Source organism: Streptomyces sp. CAU 1734 (genome assembly GCF_039888735.1).
Taxonomy (GTDB): domain Bacteria; phylum Actinomycetota; class Actinomycetes; order Streptomycetales; family Streptomycetaceae; genus Streptomyces.
Window position 1 is genome coordinate 170,884 of record NZ_JBDQQP010000017.1, and the last position, 16,488, is coordinate 187,371.

General features: G+C 71.9%; 14 protein-coding genes. 6 read left to right on the forward strand and 8 right to left on the reverse strand.

All coding sequences use genetic code 11. From position 1 onward, the window contains the following. Window positions 1-65: 65 nt before the first annotated feature. The 8 genes from AAFN69_RS28770 to AAFN69_RS28805 form a co-directional block, all read right to left on the reverse strand. Window positions 66-968, reverse strand: a complete 903-nt coding sequence (locus AAFN69_RS28770; protein ID WP_347731775.1) for an ABC transporter permease — start codon at window positions 966-968, stop codon at window positions 66-68. A 3-nt stretch (window positions 969-971) separates the two neighbouring features. Further along, window positions 972-1,931, reverse strand: coding sequence for an ABC transporter permease (locus AAFN69_RS28775; protein ID WP_347731776.1), 960 nt, complete (start codon window positions 1,929-1,931; stop codon window positions 972-974). 77 nt (window positions 1,932-2,008) lie between these two features. Then, window positions 2,009-3,019: an SDR family oxidoreductase gene (locus AAFN69_RS28780; RefSeq protein ID WP_347731777.1), complete on the reverse strand. Its 1,011-nt coding sequence runs from the start codon at window positions 3,017-3,019 to the stop codon at window positions 2,009-2,011. A 288-nt stretch (window positions 3,020-3,307) separates the two neighbouring features. Then, complete coding sequence (locus tag AAFN69_RS28785; RefSeq protein WP_347731778.1) at window positions 3,308-4,711, reverse strand: aldehyde dehydrogenase family protein; 1,404 nt, start codon at window positions 4,709-4,711, stop codon at window positions 3,308-3,310. A 14-nt stretch (window positions 4,712-4,725) separates the two neighbouring features. After that, entirely contained in the window at window positions 4,726-5,514 is a 789-nt protein-coding gene (locus tag AAFN69_RS28790; protein WP_347731779.1) for a hypothetical protein, read from the reverse strand. Further along, window positions 5,508-6,770 carry an FAD-dependent monooxygenase gene (locus AAFN69_RS28795; protein ID WP_347731780.1) on the reverse strand — a complete coding sequence of 421 codons (1,263 nt, stop codon included), beginning with the start codon at window positions 6,768-6,770 and terminating at the stop codon, window positions 5,508-5,510. Before AAFN69_RS28795 ends, AAFN69_RS28790 begins: the two co-directional genes overlap by 7 nt. A 172-nt stretch (window positions 6,771-6,942) precedes the next feature. Next, window positions 6,943-7,809: a CoA ester lyase gene (locus AAFN69_RS28800; protein ID WP_347731781.1), complete on the reverse strand. Its 867-nt coding sequence runs from the start codon at window positions 7,807-7,809 to the stop codon at window positions 6,943-6,945. Between the two features lie 25 nt (window positions 7,810-7,834). Then, window positions 7,835-9,283 carry a dihydroorotase family protein gene (locus AAFN69_RS28805; protein WP_347731782.1) on the reverse strand — a complete coding sequence of 483 codons (1,449 nt, stop codon included), beginning with the start codon at window positions 9,281-9,283 and terminating at the stop codon, window positions 7,835-7,837. Window positions 9,284-9,444: 161 nt separating this feature from the next. Here AAFN69_RS28805 and AAFN69_RS28810 point away from each other — a divergent pair, with 161 nt between their 5' ends. From AAFN69_RS28810 to AAFN69_RS28835, 6 genes are all read left to right on the forward strand, one after another. Beyond that, window positions 9,445-10,644 carry a CoA transferase gene (locus AAFN69_RS28810; protein ID WP_347731783.1) on the forward strand — a complete coding sequence of 400 codons (1,200 nt, stop codon included), beginning with the start codon at window positions 9,445-9,447 and terminating at the stop codon, window positions 10,642-10,644. Next, window positions 10,644-11,540: a cyclase family protein gene (locus AAFN69_RS28815; protein WP_347731784.1), complete on the forward strand. Its 897-nt coding sequence runs from the start codon at window positions 10,644-10,646 to the stop codon at window positions 11,538-11,540. Before AAFN69_RS28810 ends, AAFN69_RS28815 begins: the two co-directional genes overlap by 1 nt. After that, window positions 11,533-12,930 carry an MmgE/PrpD family protein gene (locus AAFN69_RS28820; RefSeq protein ID WP_347731785.1) on the forward strand — a complete coding sequence of 466 codons (1,398 nt, stop codon included), beginning with the start codon at window positions 11,533-11,535 and terminating at the stop codon, window positions 12,928-12,930. Before AAFN69_RS28815 ends, AAFN69_RS28820 begins: the two co-directional genes overlap by 8 nt. Window positions 12,931-13,240: 310 nt before the next feature. Beyond that, complete coding sequence (locus tag AAFN69_RS28825; RefSeq protein WP_347731786.1) at window positions 13,241-14,062, forward strand: IclR family transcriptional regulator; 822 nt, start codon at window positions 13,241-13,243, stop codon at window positions 14,060-14,062. Window positions 14,063-14,162: 100 nt separating this feature from the next. After that, window positions 14,163-14,567: a hypothetical protein gene (locus AAFN69_RS28830; RefSeq protein WP_347731787.1), complete on the forward strand. Its 405-nt coding sequence runs from the start codon at window positions 14,163-14,165 to the stop codon at window positions 14,565-14,567. Beyond that, window positions 14,564-16,372 carry a caspase family protein gene (locus tag AAFN69_RS28835; RefSeq protein ID WP_347731788.1) on the forward strand — a complete coding sequence of 603 codons (1,809 nt, stop codon included), beginning with the start codon at window positions 14,564-14,566 and terminating at the stop codon, window positions 16,370-16,372. Before AAFN69_RS28830 ends, AAFN69_RS28835 begins: the two co-directional genes overlap by 4 nt. Window positions 16,373-16,488 lie beyond the last annotated feature (116 nt).

The following is a 16,488-nucleotide window of genomic DNA, read 5'->3' on the forward strand; positions in this document are numbered from 1 at the left end:
GGCGGGCACGGGCGGGATCGGGGTCGGGATCGGTGTCAGTGGGGGCCGTCGGTGCGGGGGCGTCATCAGCGCTCTCCTCGGTCGAGCAGGTCATTGGCTCCGTCGCCGAGCAGGCCGAAGCCCACGGTGGCGACGAGCAGGACGAGACCGGGCATGACGCAGTACCACCAGGCGCCGGCCATCATGTAGCGGGTGGCGTCGGCGATCACTCCGCCGAGTGTCGGGGTGGGCGGCTGGACCCCGACCCCGAGGAATCCGAGGGCGCCTTCGGCGAAGACGGCGACCGCCATCCACAGACAGCTCTGCACGATGACCGGCGGGAGCACATTGACCAGGAGTTCGTCCATGATCACCCGGCGCCGGGAGACACCGAGGAGCCGGAGTGCGGAGATGTAGTCCTCCTGGATCTCCGCGAGGGTGGCCGCGCGGGCGATCCTGGCGAAGTAGGGGGTCGCGGCGATCGCGATCAGCAGCACGATCTTTCCGGCCGCGCTGACCTCGATGGGTCCCAGATGGAAGGAGGAGACTCCGGTGATGCCGAGGACGACCATCGCGAAGACGAAGAGCGGCACCGTCTGAATGGCCTCGAAGACCCGCATGATCAGCTCGTCCGGCCACCGCCCGGCGAAGTAGCCGGCACAGATGCCGAGCGGGAGGGCGAAGAGAAGTCCGATGCCGACACTGAGCAGGGCGACCAGGACCGAGACCCGCGCGCCGGCGGCGACCCGGGAGAGAAGGTCGCGTCCCAGGTGGTCGGTGCCGAACCAGTGGGCCGCCGAGGGCGCGGAGAGCGGGTCCCCGGTGCGCTGGAGCGGGTCCGCGGTGAGCATCGGGCCGAGGATCGCGAGCAGCAGATAGCACGCGACGAGGAGGACACCGATGACGGTCATCTGTTTGACATGGCGCCCCTTCACGACGAGCCGGCGGCGGCGGGCGGCTCGTACCAGGGGTGGGGAGATGGTGGGCATGGCTCAGGTACCTGCGAATTTCTGCCGGACGCGAGGGTTCAGGGCCGCGTAGAGGATGTCGACGATCAGATTCGCGAGCAGGAAGAAGACGGCGAGGGAGAGGGTCGATCCGATGGCGAGCGGATAGTCCTGCCGGCGGATGCTGTCGACCAGCAGCCGGCCCATTCCGGGCAGGTTGAAGAGGTTCTCGATGAGCACCGATCCGCTGAGCATCACACCGACGAGCTGGCCGACGACGGCGGTGGTGGGCAGGAGTGAGTTGCGGAAGGCGAGTGAGCGGTTGATCCGCCGCTCGGGCAGTCCCATGGCGTGGCCGAACCGGACGTAGTCGGTGCGCACCGACTCGATCATGGAGACGCGCAGGGTGTTGGCGGTGACCCCGAAGGTGCCGAGGCCGAGGACGAAGGCGGGCAGGACGAGGGAGCGCAGATGGCCCATGGGGTCCTCGGCGAGGCCGACCCAGCCGCTGGACGGCAGGATGCCGGGCAGATAGAGGCCGAAGAGCAGGATGAGCAGCGCGCCGAGCCAGAAGCCGGGTACCGCGATGGAGAGATTTCCGAGGATCCGTACGGCCGCGTCGACCGGGGTGTCGCGGCGGGCGGCGGCCAGCCGTCCGGCGATCAGGGCGAGCGGGATCCAGAAGAGCAGCGAGACCAGGGTGAGTTCGAGGGTGATGGGGAGTCTGAGCAGCAGCTCGTGGGAGACGGTGTCCCCGGTGAAGATGGAGGTGCCGAGATCGCCGCCGAGTATCCGGCCGAGCTCGGCCGCGTACTGCACCATCATCGGCTTGTCGAGGCCGAGTTCGCGTTCGACATGGGCGATCTCGGCCGCGGTGGCGTCCGCGCCCACGATCAGATACGCGGGGGACCCGGGGGCCATGCGCATCAGGAAGAAGACGAGAGTCAGGACGATCAGGAGAACCACCGCCATGGCGGCTGCTCTCCGGAGGATGTGGGCTGCCAACGGAACCTCACTTCCGTCAGGTTTCCTGACGTCATGGGGTGGGGCGGGGGCCGGGGCGGGGCCCGCGGCCCCCGCCGTCAGGACGGTGGGGGTGGGTAGTGCTCGCGGAAGGCGTGGAAGGCGGCGACGAGCGCGGGATCGTGGTTCTCCGATCCCTCGGGCCGCAGCAGGCCGAAGCGGAAGACCCCCTCGCCGAGCTCGTTGTGGACCATGACCCAGTACTCCTGTTTGCCGGAGTGCCGGCCGGGGCCCTCGCCGAACTCGGCGCGCCAGCGGGTGGACCGGGAGAAGTGCAGTTCCGGGCCCTCGAAGTAGTTGACGTACCGGGGGGAGACCTGCCAGCCGGTGAAGTGTGCCTTCGCCTCGGCCATGGCCTCGCCGGTGCTGCCGCCGAAGACGGCGAGATGGACCCGGCCGAGACGTTCGAGGTCGAAGAGGAAGTCCACGATGTTCAGCCGGGGCGCCAGCGCGTCCAGGGCTTCGGCGGGGGTGTGCTCCCCGCCGATCACGTCCAGGGCTCCGCCCGAGAGGTCGTGCCTGCCGAGGAGTTCGGCGACGACGGCGGCCACATCACCCCGGCTGACCTTGCCGCGTCCGAGTCCCTTCCCGAGCTCGACCCGGCCGGACGGCTCCTCGTCGGTGAGTCCGCCGGGGCGCAGGATCGTCCATGCGAGGCCGGTGCCCGCGAGATGCGCCTCCGCCTTCGCCTTGATCTCCAGATAGGGCCGCAGGAAGTCCGGGGAGCGCTCGGGGTTGTCGGTCCCCTTGGAGGTGACGAGCACGAAGCGCGGTACGCCCTGCCGCACACAGGCGTCCATCAGGGCGGTGGCGGCGGTGTTGTCGAGTGCCTCGGCGCTCTCCACCGGCCCGCCGCCGGGCCCGGCGAGCCAGACGACGGCCCCGGCTCCCGCCACGGCGGCGTCCAGTTCGCCCGGGGAGGCGGCGGTCAGATCACACCGGTGGGCCAGGGCCCCGGGCACGGGATCGCCCGAGCGGGTGAGTGCCCGGGTCCCGTGCCCGGCGGCGGTGAGCAGCGGGATGAGACGGCGGCCGGTGCGGCCGGTCGCGCCCGCGAGGACGATCAGCATGGAGAGGGCTCCTGTCGGTGGTGGGCAGGTGATGAATGCATATAAAAGGGGTGGCGAGGTGGTACGGGCCGGCCCTGAGGGAGCGGCGGGGGGGTGTACGGGGGTGTGCTCATCGCGCGGCGGTACGAGCGGATCCGGCCGGTGACCGGCGGAAGACGGGTGGCCGGGAGGGGTGGCCGGGTGTCGGCGGGAAGCGGACGGTCCGCACGGGTCCGGGCGGCGGTGGCGGGAGACGGGTGATCGGGAGGGGTGGCCGGGTGTCGGCGTCGAAGGGACGGAGACGGTGGGTCAGAAGTCGTAGCCGGGCGGCAGTCCCGGTTCGGTGGAGGTCCAGACGCTCTTGGTCCAGGTGTAGAGGCGGACGGCCTCGGGACCGCCCTCCCGCCCGTACCCCGAGCGGTCGACACCGCCGAAGGGGACACTGTCGGAGAGCATCCGGTAGGTGTTGAGCCAGATCGTGCCCGCCCGCAGTCTGGCCGCCATCCGGTGCGCGCGGCCCAGATCCTTGGTCCAGACACCGGCCGCGAGGCCGAAGTCGGTGGCGTGGGCGAGCTCGACGGCCTCCTCCTCGGTGCCGAACGGCATCACCGCGAGTACCGGTCCGAAGATCTCCTCCCGCATGATCCGCATCTCGCTGTGCACCCCGGTGAAGAGCGTCGGCGGCACATAGAACCCGCCGGATTCCGGGCCGGGGCACGGCGCCTGGGCGGCGAGTTCCGCGCCCTCCTCGCGGCCGGTGCGGATCATCTCCAGGGTTTTGTCCCGCTGTCCGGGGGTGACCTGCGGCCCGACCTGGATCCCCGGCTCGCGCGGATCGCCCACCCGCAGCCCGGTCACCGCCTCGCGCAGCCGGGCCACGAAGGTGTCGTACACCTCGCGCTGGACCAGCAGCCGGGAGCCGGCGATGCACATCTGGCCGGTGGCGCTGAAGGCGCCGAGCAGGACGGAGGCGAGCGCCGCGTCCAGGTCGGCGTCGGCGAAGACGATCTGCGGGGACTTGCCGCCGAGCTCCATGGCGACGGGGGTGAGATGCTCCGCCGCGGCCTTCGCGATCACCCGGCCGGTGGCGTCCGCGCCGGTGAAGACGATCAGATCGGCCCGTTCGTCGCCGACCAGGGCCCGGCCGGTCTCCGCCCCGCCGGTGACGATCTGCGCCGTCCCGGCCGGCAGCCCCGCCTCGGCCAGCACCTCGGCGAGCATCAGCGCGGTCAGCGGGGTCTCCTCGGCGGGCTTGAGGAGACTCACATTGCCGAAGGCCAGGGCCGGGGCGATCTTCTTCGCGGCGAAGACATAGGGCACATTCCACGGGATGACGCCGACGGCCACCCCGAACGGCTCGCGCCTGGTGTAGGTGTGGAAGGGGCCCGCCACATCGAGGGTGTCGCCGGTGACCTTGTCGGCCAGCCCGCCGTAGTAGGCGAAGCAGGCGGCGGCCCGTCCGGCCTCGCGCCGGGTGTCCTTCAGCGGTTTCCCGGTGTTGAGCGTCTCCGTGCGGGCCATCTCCTCCACCCGGTCCTCCAGCAGGCCGGCGGCGCGCAGCAGGATTCTGCCCCGGCGCTCGGCCGGTACCTCGCGCCACTCCTCCAGGGCCTTGCGCGCGGTGCGGTAGGCGAGATCGACGGCGGTGGCGTCCATCCGCCCGGCGTGCCCGATCACCGTTCCGTCGATGGGGCTGAGTATGTCGGTCGGCATGCGCGGTGTTCCCTTCAGTGTTCGGCCGGCAGACGGCCGGCGCCCTCGAATCGGTCGGGAATCCCCGCGGCCCGCAGCCCCGCCCACAGGGTGGCGGTGTTGATGGCGACGACCGGGATGCCGAGCCGCCGTTCCAGGTCCACGGCCAGGGCGGCGAACCAGAGATTGGTGCCGACCTGGACGATCGCTTCCGGGCGGGCCCGGGCGAGCTGTTCCACCGCCGGGACGATGGTCTCCTCGCCGACCTCGGCGATCTGGGTGGCGGAGGTGCAGAGCAGGGTGTGGTAGCCGGCGATCTCGAAGCCGGCCCCGGTGAAGTAGGCGCGCACCTCACGGTCGTTGACGGGCCGGTAGGGGCTGAGGACACAGATCCGGCGGGCGCCGAGTGCCCGCAGGGCGAGGGTGCAGGCGGTCGATCCGGCGGTGACCGGCACCCCCGCCCGCGCCGTGAGCTCCGCCTCGTACGCCTCGGCCCCGGCGACCGATCCGTAGAAGGTCGGTGCGGACATCCCCAGCAGTACATGGCGGGGTTCGCAGGTCATGACGGAACGCAGGGCGCCGGGCACCCCCGCACGGACGTCGGCGAGCAGCCGGGTGGTGTCGTCGTCGCTGGCCACCGAGGGGGCGGGGACATGCATCCGGCCGGTGTGGATGGTGACGCCGCGGGGTGCCATGGCCTGGTACTCGGCCTCCACGACGGTATTGGTGGAGGGGACGAGAACGGCGAGCCGGGCCCGCTGCTCGGTGATCCGCGGCGGGAGCGTGCCTCCCCCGCGGGCGCGCTCCCCGCCGGCGGTCAGCACGGGAGCAGTCCCTGTCCGCGCACGGCGTTGAGCATGGAGGAGTCGAGCAGCCACTCCCGGGCCCGGACGGGATCGGCCGCGGCGGCGGCCATCTCCCGCTGTGCCAGGAGCCTGCGCCCGGGGTCCTTCTCCCCCAGTGCCCGGGCATTGCGGTCGGTGATGATCCTGACGTACTCCAGGGCCACCTCCCGGCGTTGGCGGGCCCAGATGTCCAGGGCCCTGTCACGGTCCGGCCCGCCACCGTCCGGGCCGTCCGGGCCGTCTCCCGAGCCGTCCGGCCCGCCACCGGAGCTCTTCGGCCCGCCACCGGAACCGTCCGGCCCGTCTCCCGTTCCGTCCGGCCGGCTCATCGCCCCGGCCAGCGAGAAGGCGTCGTGGATGCCGTTGTTCATGCCCATGCCGCCGATGGGGCTGTTGATGTGGGCGGCGTCGCCGATCAGCAGGACTCCGCCCTCCCTGAAGCGCTCGGCCACCCGCTGGTGGATGAAGTAGAGCTGGTGGTGGATGACTTCGTAGGGGACGGGACTGGCCACCACGCCCTGGAGCATGCGCTCCCAGATCTCCGGATCACGGATCTCCTCCCTGACGGGGAAGAGCACCCGCCAGGCGTCCGGCGCGCGCAGCAGCACCACGTACTCGTCGGGGTCGGAGATGTAGTTGACCTTCTCCAGCCCCTCCAGGTGGTCCTCGAAGGGGAAGGTGGTGAGCAGTACGAGATAGCGGTCCTCGTAGGTGAAGCCCTCGAAGGCGATGCCGAGTGCCTCCCGGACGGCGCCCGGGGCGCCGCCGGCGTCGATCAGATAGTCGCCCCGGGCGGTCCGGGGTCCGCCGGGGCCCTCGACCCGGACGGCGACCCCGTCGTCGTCCTGGGAGACCGCGAGGACCCGGTGGCGGAAGCGGACGGTGTCCCCGAGCCGGCCGAGCAACAGCTCGCAGAGCTTGTGCTGTTCGGCCTGGAGCCGGTACGGGAACGCGGTGTCCCCGGCGAGAACGGCGTGGTCGAAGTTGGCCACCAGGCCGCGCTCGCGGTCCCGGTGCTGGTAGACCGGGGCCTTCAGGCCCTGGGCGATGAGTGGTTCGGCGATTCCGATGCGGTGGAGGAGATCGAGGGTCGGCGGATGGAAGGTCGAGGCCCGGGGCTGGGTGCTGATCGCTTCCCCGGCTTCGAACACCTCCACCGTCATCCCGGCTTCGGCGAGCAGTACGGCGGTGGTCAGGCCCACGGGGCCCGCTCCGGCAACAAGGACATGTGGCACGGCTGCCTCCCAGTTGTTAGGGGATAAAACAACTTTGCCGACAAGGCGTCAATACCTTTGGGGCGATTGGTTCAGGAGAGGGACGAGTTGACCCGCTCCGGGCGGCGGGGACTCACGGCCTTCCGCGCAGCTCGGGGGTTGTTCACGGCACTCCGTACGCCTCGGGCGCGATTCACGGCCTTCCGTACGCCTCGGCGGTCGCGAGCAGCCGGCGGGCCCGGCGGACGACGGCCTCGTCGATGAGCCGGCCGCGCCCGTCCAGACAGACGGCCGTGCCCGCGGCGAGTGCTTCCCGGAAGCGGGTGACCACCTCGCGGGCGCGGTCGACCTCCTCCGGCGAGGGCGTGAAGACCTCGTTGACCACCGGGATCTGGGCGGGATGGATACAGGCACGACCCCGGAACCCGAGCCGCGCGAAGGCCCGGGTGGACTCCCGCAGCCCCTCCGGATCGCGGACGTCGGTGCTCACGGGGGCCACCGGCGGCCGGATTCCGGCCGCCGCGGCGGCCAGCACGATCCGGGAGCGGACATGGAGCAGTTCCCGCCCGTCCGGTCCGGGATCCACCCCCAGCTCGGCGCGGAGATCCGCCTCGCCCAGTTGCAGGCGTACGACGCGGGGCGCCCGGGCCAGCCGGGGGGCGAGGAGCACGGCACCCGCCGACTCGATCAGCGGAATGATCCCGAAGGTGCCTTCCGCCAGGCCGTGTTCGTGTTCGGCCGCGGCGAGGGTACGGCCGAGCGCGGCCAGCCCCGCGGGGTCCCGGGCCTTGGCCGCGACGACTCCGGCCACTCCGGGCAGGGCGACGGCCGCCGCGTCCCGTATCCCCTGCTCACCGGGGTTGACCCGGACCCACAGCAGCGGCACGGCGCCGGCCGCGACCTCGCGGAGCCGGCCGGCGACTTCCCGCCGCGCGGCGTCCCTGCTGTCCGGGGGCACCGCGTCCTCCAGGTCCACGATCAGCTCATCGGCCCCCGATCGCAGCGCCCTGGTCAGTTTCTCCGGGGCGTCGCCCGGTACATAGAGCACGGATCGCGTCATCGGGCGATCCCCTTTCCGCCGGGTCTCAGGCCCGGCGCAGATAGCGGCCCGAGGGTTCGCCGACGACCTCGGGGCCGTCGGCGCCGAGCCGGTAGGCGAGCCTGCCGCCGACGACGGTGGCGACCGGCCAGCCCTTCACCCGTACGCCGTCGAAGGGGCAGTGATCCTGTCCCGAGAGCAGCAGTTCGGTGCCGACCTCCTGTTCGAGACCGAGGTCGACCACGGTGAGGTCGGCGTCGAAGCCGACCTGGAGACTGCCCTTGCGGCCCCAGAGGTTGTAGGCGCGGGCCGGGTTGGCGGAGGCGAGTTCGGCGATCCGGGTGAGCGGGATGCCCCGGCGGTGGTGGCCCTCGCTGATCAGCACCGGATAGAGCAGCGCGCTGCCGCCGAACCCGGGCCGGGCGGGCCAGAGTTCGTCGCCCTTGTGCTCCTCCATGCAGCAGGCGTGGTCCGAGGCGACCCAGTTCACCGAGCCGTCGCGGACCCCCTCCCAGAGCCGTTCGGAGTCCTCGGCGGTGCGGATCGGCGGATTGACCTTGCCGCCGAGTCCGCCCTTGGCGTCCAGGCTCTCGTGGTCGAGACAGAGGTGGTGGAGCGTCACCTCGAAGCGCATGTCATTGCCGTACATCCCGCGCGCGGTGACGGCCGAGCGGAGCGCGTCGGCGCTGGAGAGGTGGAGCAGATTGACCGGGGTGTTGGTGTGCCCGGCCAGGGTGGTGGCCTCGGAGATGGCCACCTGTTCGGTCAGCGGCGGCCGGCCCTCGGAGTAGGCGCGGAGATTCTGGACCGTGCCCGACCGCTGGACCCGGTCGATGAAGACCCGCATCAGCTCCGACTGCTCGCAGTGGAGCGAGAGGGAGAGCCGCAGCCCGGGATGGTCGCGCTGGGTCTCGGCGAGCTTCTCCAGGATCAGATAGAGATGGCCGAGGTCGTACTCGTCGCCCATGGTGAACGACCGGGCGTCCCGGCTGTTGGCCGCGAGGTCGAACCCCTTGTAGAACATGTAGTACTTGAAGGAGGTCACCCCGTGGTCGGCGACCAGGGAGGGGATCTCCTCGATCTGGTCGACGGTCATCGGCGCGAGATGGAAGCCGTAGTCGGTGAAGGCCCGGCCCTCCACCGCGGCCAGCACCTCGGGAAAGATCTCCTTGTACGGGCCGGTCCGGTCGAGGTAGTGCTGCCCGGTGCGGAAGTAGGAGAGCACCGTGGTGACACCGCCGACCAGGGAGGAGCGGGTCTCCTCGTGGGCGTCGAGCGCCGGGTCCCGGTAGATGCCGATGTGGTAGTGCGCGTCCACGGCGCCGGGCAGCACCGCACGGCCGGCCGCGTCGATGACTTCGGCGGCGTCGGTCTCGGCCAGATTCTCGCCGATGGCGGCTATCCGGCCGCCGGAGACGGCGAGGTCCGCTCGCACCTCACCGTGGTACGGGACGACGAGCGTCCCGTTCTTGACGAGCAGGTCGTATCGAGTCATACGGGTCGGGCCGGCCGGTGACACCGGCCGGCCACCACCTCCTTCACGGTGTTGACCGCCAAGCTGTTCCAAAAAACGTAACGCCGTTCTACATTCGACCGCTAGAGCCTGAACGCAGATTCGTAACGGCTTTCCGTTAAATGGAACAAGCGGGAGGACTGATGTCTCAGCCAGGACCGCTCGACGGGGTCGTCGTGCTCGACCTCGCCACCCTGTTCGCGGGCCCGCTCGCGGCCACGATCCTCGGCGACTACGGCGCCGACGTCATCAAGATCGAACATCCGGTGAAGGGCGACCCCGCCCGGACCCACGGCCCGGCCAGGGACGGCATCGGGCTCTGGTGGAAGATGCTCGGCCGCAACAAGCGGGCCGTCACCTGTGATCTGAGCACCGCCGAGGGCGCGGAGCTGCTGCGCTCGCTGGCCGCCCGGGCGGATGTGCTCATCGAGAACTTCCGGCCCGGCACCCTGGAGCGCTGGGGCCTCTCCCCCGAAGCGCTGCACGGGCTCAACCCCCAGCTGGTGATCGCCCGGGTCACCGGCTTCGGCCAGTTCGGCCCCTACGCCCGCCGTCCCGGCTTCGGCACCCTGGCCGAGTCGATGAGCGGTTTCGCCGCCGCGACCGGTGAACCGGACGGGCCGCCGACCCTGCCGCCGTTCGGTCTCGCGGACGGTGTCTCCGCGCTGGCCTGCGTCAACGCGGTGATGATGGCGCTCCACCACCGCGACACCCGCGGCGGCCCGGGGCAGGTGGTCGACCTCGCCCTGATCGAGCCGCTGGTCACCCTGCTCGGCCCGCAGCCGATGATCTGGGACCAGCTCGGCCTGGTCCAGGAGCGCACCGGCAACCGCTCCGCCAACAACGCGCCGCGCAACACCTACCGCACCCGCGACGGCCGCTGGGTGGCGGTCTCCACCAGCGCGCAGAGCATCGCCGAACGAGTGCTCACGCTGGTGGGGCATCCGGAGGTGATCGCCGAGCCGTGGTTCGCGGGCGGCGCCGGCCGGGCCGGGCATGCCGATCTCCTGGACGGCCATGTCGGCGGCTGGATCGCCGAACGGGACGCCGCCGAGGTGGTGCGCGCCTTCGAGGAGGCCGAGGCCGCCGTCGCGCTCGTCTACGACATCCGCGATGTCTTCGACGATCCGCAGTACCGGGCGCTGGACACCATCACCACCGTGGACGATCCCGATCTCGGACCGCTGCGGATGCAGAACGTACTCTTCCGGCTCTCCGGGACACCTGGCTCCATCCGCACCACCGGCGCCGCGCTCGGCGCTCACAACCGCGAGATCTACGGGGAGTTGCTGGGTCTGGCGCCCGAGGACATCGACCGGCTCGACGAGAAGGGCGTCATCTGATGACGGCGACGGCACACACCGGGGAGCGGGCGCGGCTGATCGACCTCGCCCAGCCGATGCGGCGCGGCATGCCCCAGTCGCCGAACCATCCGCCGTTCCGGATGGTCCTGGAGCGCCGCCACGGTGACATGGTGCGCTCCGACGGCGGCTCGGCGGCCAATGAGGTGATCATCACCGGCGGGCATGTGGGCACCCATGTGGACGCGCTGGCCCATGTGTCGCAGGACGGCCTGGTGTACGGCGGACTCGGGCCGGACGGCATCACCGGCCACAACGGCTTCAGCGAACTGGGCATCGACGACTTCACCCCGTATGTCGGGCGGTGTCTGCTGCTCGATGTGGCCGCGGTCCACGGGGTACGCACGCTCCCGGCCGGATACGAGATCACCGCCGCCGATCTCGACGAGGCGGCGGCCGGGCTCGATCCCCGGCCGGGGGAAGCCCTGCTGATCGGCACCGGCTGGTCCCGGCTCTGGGCGGACGGTCCGGCCTTCACCGGCCGGGAGGACGGGGTGCCGGGGCCGGGTGAGGAGGCGGGGCACCGGCTCGCCGAGTGGCGGCCCGCCGTGGTCGGCGGCGAGACCATCGCCTTCGAGCGTCTGGCACCGGGACTCGGCCACGCCACCCTGCCGGTCCATCGCATCCTGCTGGTCGAGTCGGGGATCAACATCGTGGAGACGATGAAACTGGACGAGCTGCTGGACAGCGGGGTGCGGGAGTTCACTCTGGTGCTCAATCCGCTGAACATCGTGGGCGCGACGGGGGCGCCGGTGCGCCCGCTGGCGATCCTGGGAGATCTGCCGGTCGCGGGACCGGCGGCCAGCGGCGGATCCGGTGGGTCCGTTGGGTCCGGTGGCTCCAGCAGGTCCGGTGAGTGCGGTGAGTCCGGTGAGTGAGCGGACGGCGGTTCAGCGATTCGCGCGGTTCGCCGCCGGCTGCCGTGACCTCGGCCTCCCGGAGCGGGTCGCCGATGATGTGTCGGGGCGCTTCCTCGATGTGATCGGCAACTGTCTGGCCGGACGCGCCGAGGGCGGCCCGGGCCGGGCCGTGCTGGACACCGTGCGCGACTGGGGCGGCACCCCGCAATCCGGTCTGATCGGCGAGTGCGACCGGCTGCCCGCGCCCCAGGCCGCCCTGGTCAACGGCACTCTGGCGCACACCCTGGACTTCGACGACACCCACCTCCCCTCGGTGCTCCACCCCAGCGCGTCCGTCGTACCGGCCGCCCTGGCGGTGGCGGAGGAGACCGGGGCGAGTGGCGCCCGGCTGCTGGCGGCGGTAGCGGCCGGCATCGAGATCTGCAACCGGCTGGGCATGGCCTCCTATCTCCCCTCGATCCGCAATTCCCTCTTCTTCGAGAAGGGCCAGCACGCCACCTCCATCTGCGGCACCCTCGGCGCCGCCGCGGCGGCGGCGCTGCTGTACGGGCTGGACGAGGACGGTGTCGCCGACGCGATGGGGGTCGCCGCCAGCATGGGCGCCGGGATCCTGGAGGCCAATCGCACCGGGGGCACCGTCAAACGGATCCACTGCGGCTGGGCCGCCCACGCGGGGGTGACGGCCGCCGCGCTGGCCCGGGCCGGGATCACCGGTCCGCCGACGGTTCTGGAGGGCCGGTTCGGATTCTTCCGGGCCTGGCTGGACGGCACCTGCGACACCGAGGCGATGCTGGGCGGCCTCGGGGAGCGCTGGGAGACGGTCCGCACGGTGTACAAACCCTATCCGTCGAACCATTTCACCCATCCCGCGATCGACTGCGCGCTGAGACTGCGGGCCGACGGGCTCGATCCCGCCGACATCGCCTCCGTCGAGCTGGGCCTGCCGCTGCCCACCCTGCGCACGGTGGCCGAGCCGAGAGCGGAGAAGGTGCGTCCGCGCACCGCGTACCACGCGAAGTTCTCGGGACCCTTCACCGTGGCGACGGCGCTCATCGGCGGGGGCGGCCTCGGTGTCCATCTGGACGACTTCACCGAGGAGACCCTGGCCGACGAGCGGCGGCTGGAGCTGGCCGCCAAGGTGGAGTGCGTGGCCGACGAACGGGCGAGTGAGATCTTCCCGGCCGCCTTCGCCGCGGTGCTGCGGGTCCGCACCACCGGCGGCGCACTGCTGGAACACCGGGTGGACTCCTCGCGGGGTGGCCCGGGGCACCCGCTGAGCCGGGCGGAACTGCTGGTCAAATTCCGGCTCAACGCGGCGCGCGGTCTCTCCGCCGGGCAGGTGGACAAGCTCGCCGCGGCGGTCGAGGGGCTGGCGGACGCGCCCGATGTGCGGGGCCTGTTCCCCTGACCGGATCCTCCCGGCGCCGGGGCTCCGTACGGCCGGCGCGGTCCGGCCGGCCGCGCGGAGCCGCCGGGAGGGCGGCGACAACACCGGCGGGCGCATGGTGGGATCGGACCGGCACACCGGTTCCGGCGGGAGCGCCCGCCCGGCCGGGGCGGATTCCCCTCCGGCCGGTGGCTTCGTCAACGGATCGTTCGCGGATCGTTCGCGAGTTCGTCCGGGGACTCGTGCCGCGGACTCGTCCGCGGATCCGTCCGGGGAGTTTCGCCGGAACAGCTTCGCCCGAAGAATTCCGTCCGACAGTGAGGGACAACGCATGCCGATCGACGCGCCCAAGCGCGCACCGGGCCGCAAGGCAGAGTCGGGAAGCCAGACGGCATCGACGGTCGAGAGGTCCGCCGATGTGCTGCTGCTCTTCGCCGAGCCGGGCTCCGTGACCCTCGGGGTGACCGAGATCGCCGACCGCCTCGGCCTGTCGAAGCCGACCGTGCACCGGATCCTCGCCTCGCTGCGGCTGCGCGGACTGATCGAACTCGACGAGGACACCCGCCGGTACGCGCTGGGGCTGAGCATCATGCGCCTGGGACTCGCCTATCTGGACCGGATCGACATCCGCACCCTCGCCGCGCCCGAGCTGGTGAAGCTCTCCGCGCTCACCTCGGAGACCGCGACCCTGTCGATTCTGGCTTCCGGCTCCCGGGTGTACGTGGACCAGGTGACCCCGAGCCGTGAGGTCATCATGTCCGTGCGGCTGGGCATCCCCTATCCGCTCCACGCCGGCGCCTCCTCCAAGGCGTTTCTCGCCTTTCTCACCGATGAGGAGATCGACGCCCATCTCGCCGCCGGACCACTGACCGGGCTGACCGAGTCGACCGTCACCGACGAGGCGGCACTGCGCCGGGACATCGCGGCCATCCGGCGCCGCGGATACGCGCAGTCCAGCGCCGAACGCCAGCCGGGATCGGCGTCGGTCGCCGCCCCGGTCCTCGACCACCACGGACGGCCCGCCGGGGTGATCAGCGTCTGCGGCCCCCGGGAGCGGTTCCGGGGCGAGGCCAAGCGCTGTGCGGCGGTTCTGGTCGAGGCCACCGCCCGGCTCTCCGCCCGGATGGGACACGGGGCGGCCGGCACCCGCTGAGCCGTCCGCGCCGCCGTCCGGCGGTCGTGTCGTCCCCGTTCCCCGCTCGTTCTCCATGCGGACACTTCGGTCAGCAGAGGCACGGGCGGGGAGAAGAGCCATGGAGATCCGGATAAGCGTCGCAGCCGAGCACGGGACACGGGCGGTCGCCGATCTGCACCGGTGGCTCCGCCGGGACGCCGATGTCCGGCGTCACGCGGAGATACGGCTGGACGCGCTGCCGCCGGCCGGCGCCATGGGCGCGGTGGAGATCGTCTCGCTCGTACTCGGCCAGGGCTTCGCGGCGCTCAATCTCGCACTCGCCTACGCCTCCTGGCGCACGGCCCGGCCGGCGGCTCCCCCGGTCACGATCACGGCAGGCGGGGTGTCGGTCACCGTCCCGGACGCCTCGGAGGAATCGGTACGGCGGATCGTGGAGCTGCTGAGAACCCTGCCGCCCCCCGCCCTTCCGGAACAGCGCACGGACCACTCACCGGCCGGGGATCCCCACCGGAGCGAGCCATGAGGGGGGCCGACCCGCTGCGTTCCCGTGCGGTCCTGATCGGCGCCGACCACTACCAGCACCTCCAGGGGCTGCCGGCGGTGCACAACAACCTCGCCGCGCTCCGCGCGCTGCTCACCGACCCCGGGGTGTGGGGACTGCCCCCGGAGCACTGCACGGTGCTGCACAATCCGCACTCGCCCCAGACCGCCCTGGACGCGGTGCATGCGGCGGCGTCCTCCGCGGAGGAAGCACTCCTGGTGTATTTCGCGGGACACGGACTGCTGTCGGCGCGCGACGAACTCCATCTGGCCCTGCCGGACTCCACCACCGCCCAGCTCTACCGGTCGATCTCCTACGGCCTGCTCCGCGACGAACTGGTGGACACCTGCTCGGCGCCGAGCCGGGTGGTGATCCTGGACTGCTGTTACAGCGGACAGGCGCTCGCCGCGCACATGGGCGCGGGCGCGCTGCCGGGCGCGGCCGGGGTGGAGGGCACGTATCTGATGACCGCCACCGCCGAGACCAAACTTGCCTGGGCGCCGCCCGGGGAGGAGTACACGGCCTTCACGGGTGAGCTGGTGAAGGCGGTGCGGGAGGGGATCCCCGGGGCCCCGGCGGTGCTGGGGATGGATCTGCTCTTCCGCCGGGTGCGCCGCGAACTGATCGCGAAGGGACGTCCGGTACCCCAGCAGCTGGCCCGCAACGGCGGTCACGCCATCGCCCTGGTCCGCAACCGCCGGGCCGGTGAGAGCGCTCCCCCGCCGGAGGCCGGACCGGAGACGGAACCGGCCGCGACGCGCGGGCCCGGCAGGGTGTCGCGGCGGGTACGGGCCCGCGTACGGCGAGGACTGCGGGGCCTGCGGCGTCCCGGAGTGCGGGCCGGTGTGGCAGTGGCCGCGGCGCTGGCCCTGGCCGTACCGTTCAGCCCGCTCCTCGACGGCGGACCGGAAGAGCGGAAGGACGGCCGGCCGCCCGCCGCGCCGGGCGGCACCTCCTCCCGCCTCGGCGACCACCGTACGGCCGACCCCTGTGCCCTGGCCGTCCCCGGCGCGCTCGCCCGCTTCGGCAGGACCCGGACCGACGAGGACTACGGCAACTTCGACCGGTGCGACATGCTGGTGGACACCGGGGACGAAGAGCCCGTGGATGTCATGATCCATTTTGACAGCGGCGGGGCTCCGGAGCTCTCGGAACCGCGGTGGACCCGGGGCGCGGTCACCCTGGTCGACGAGCCCGCCGAGAGCGGTGCCTGTCCCCGGACACTGCTCTCGGCAGGGGACGACAAGGTGAACATCACGATCGTCGCCCAGCAGGACGCGGGCACGGCTCCGCTCTGCGACATGGCGGACGCGGCGGCCGGCGCGGCGGCGGCCGTTCTCGACAAGGGTGTCCGGGAGCGTTCACCGATGCCCCCGGCCGCCTCGCTGATCCACGAGGACGCCTGCACCCTGTTGACGCCCCGGGAGCTCGGCACCGTGCCCGGAATCGACACCGGGGCCAGGGACATCGGCTTCGGGAACTGGGACTGCGAGTGGTCGGCCGCCACCGGTGACCGGACCGTCGAGGTGCGTTTCGACCGGGGGCAGCCGCCGACCGGACGGGACGGCGCACTGACCGGGATCGGCGGCCGGCAGGCCGTCGTCCAGCCGGAGGGCGAGGGCGAGGACACCTGCCTCATCCGGGTGGTCCACCGCTCCTACACCGATCAGGAGGGGAACACGGCGGTGGAGACGGTGAACATCACCGTCGGGGGCGACCCGTCACCCGGGGCTCTGCGCCGGATGGCGACCCGCCTCGCCGGCTCCGTCGTCGCCGCGCTGGCCTAGGCCCAATGCCGTTGCGTTACGGGCTTGCGGGTGGGGGTCTGGTGATGAGGACGGCTTGGGGGCCGGTGCGGGCCGGCTGAGGCCAGGCACGGTGCTCGGTTCGCCTGAGGTGGTAG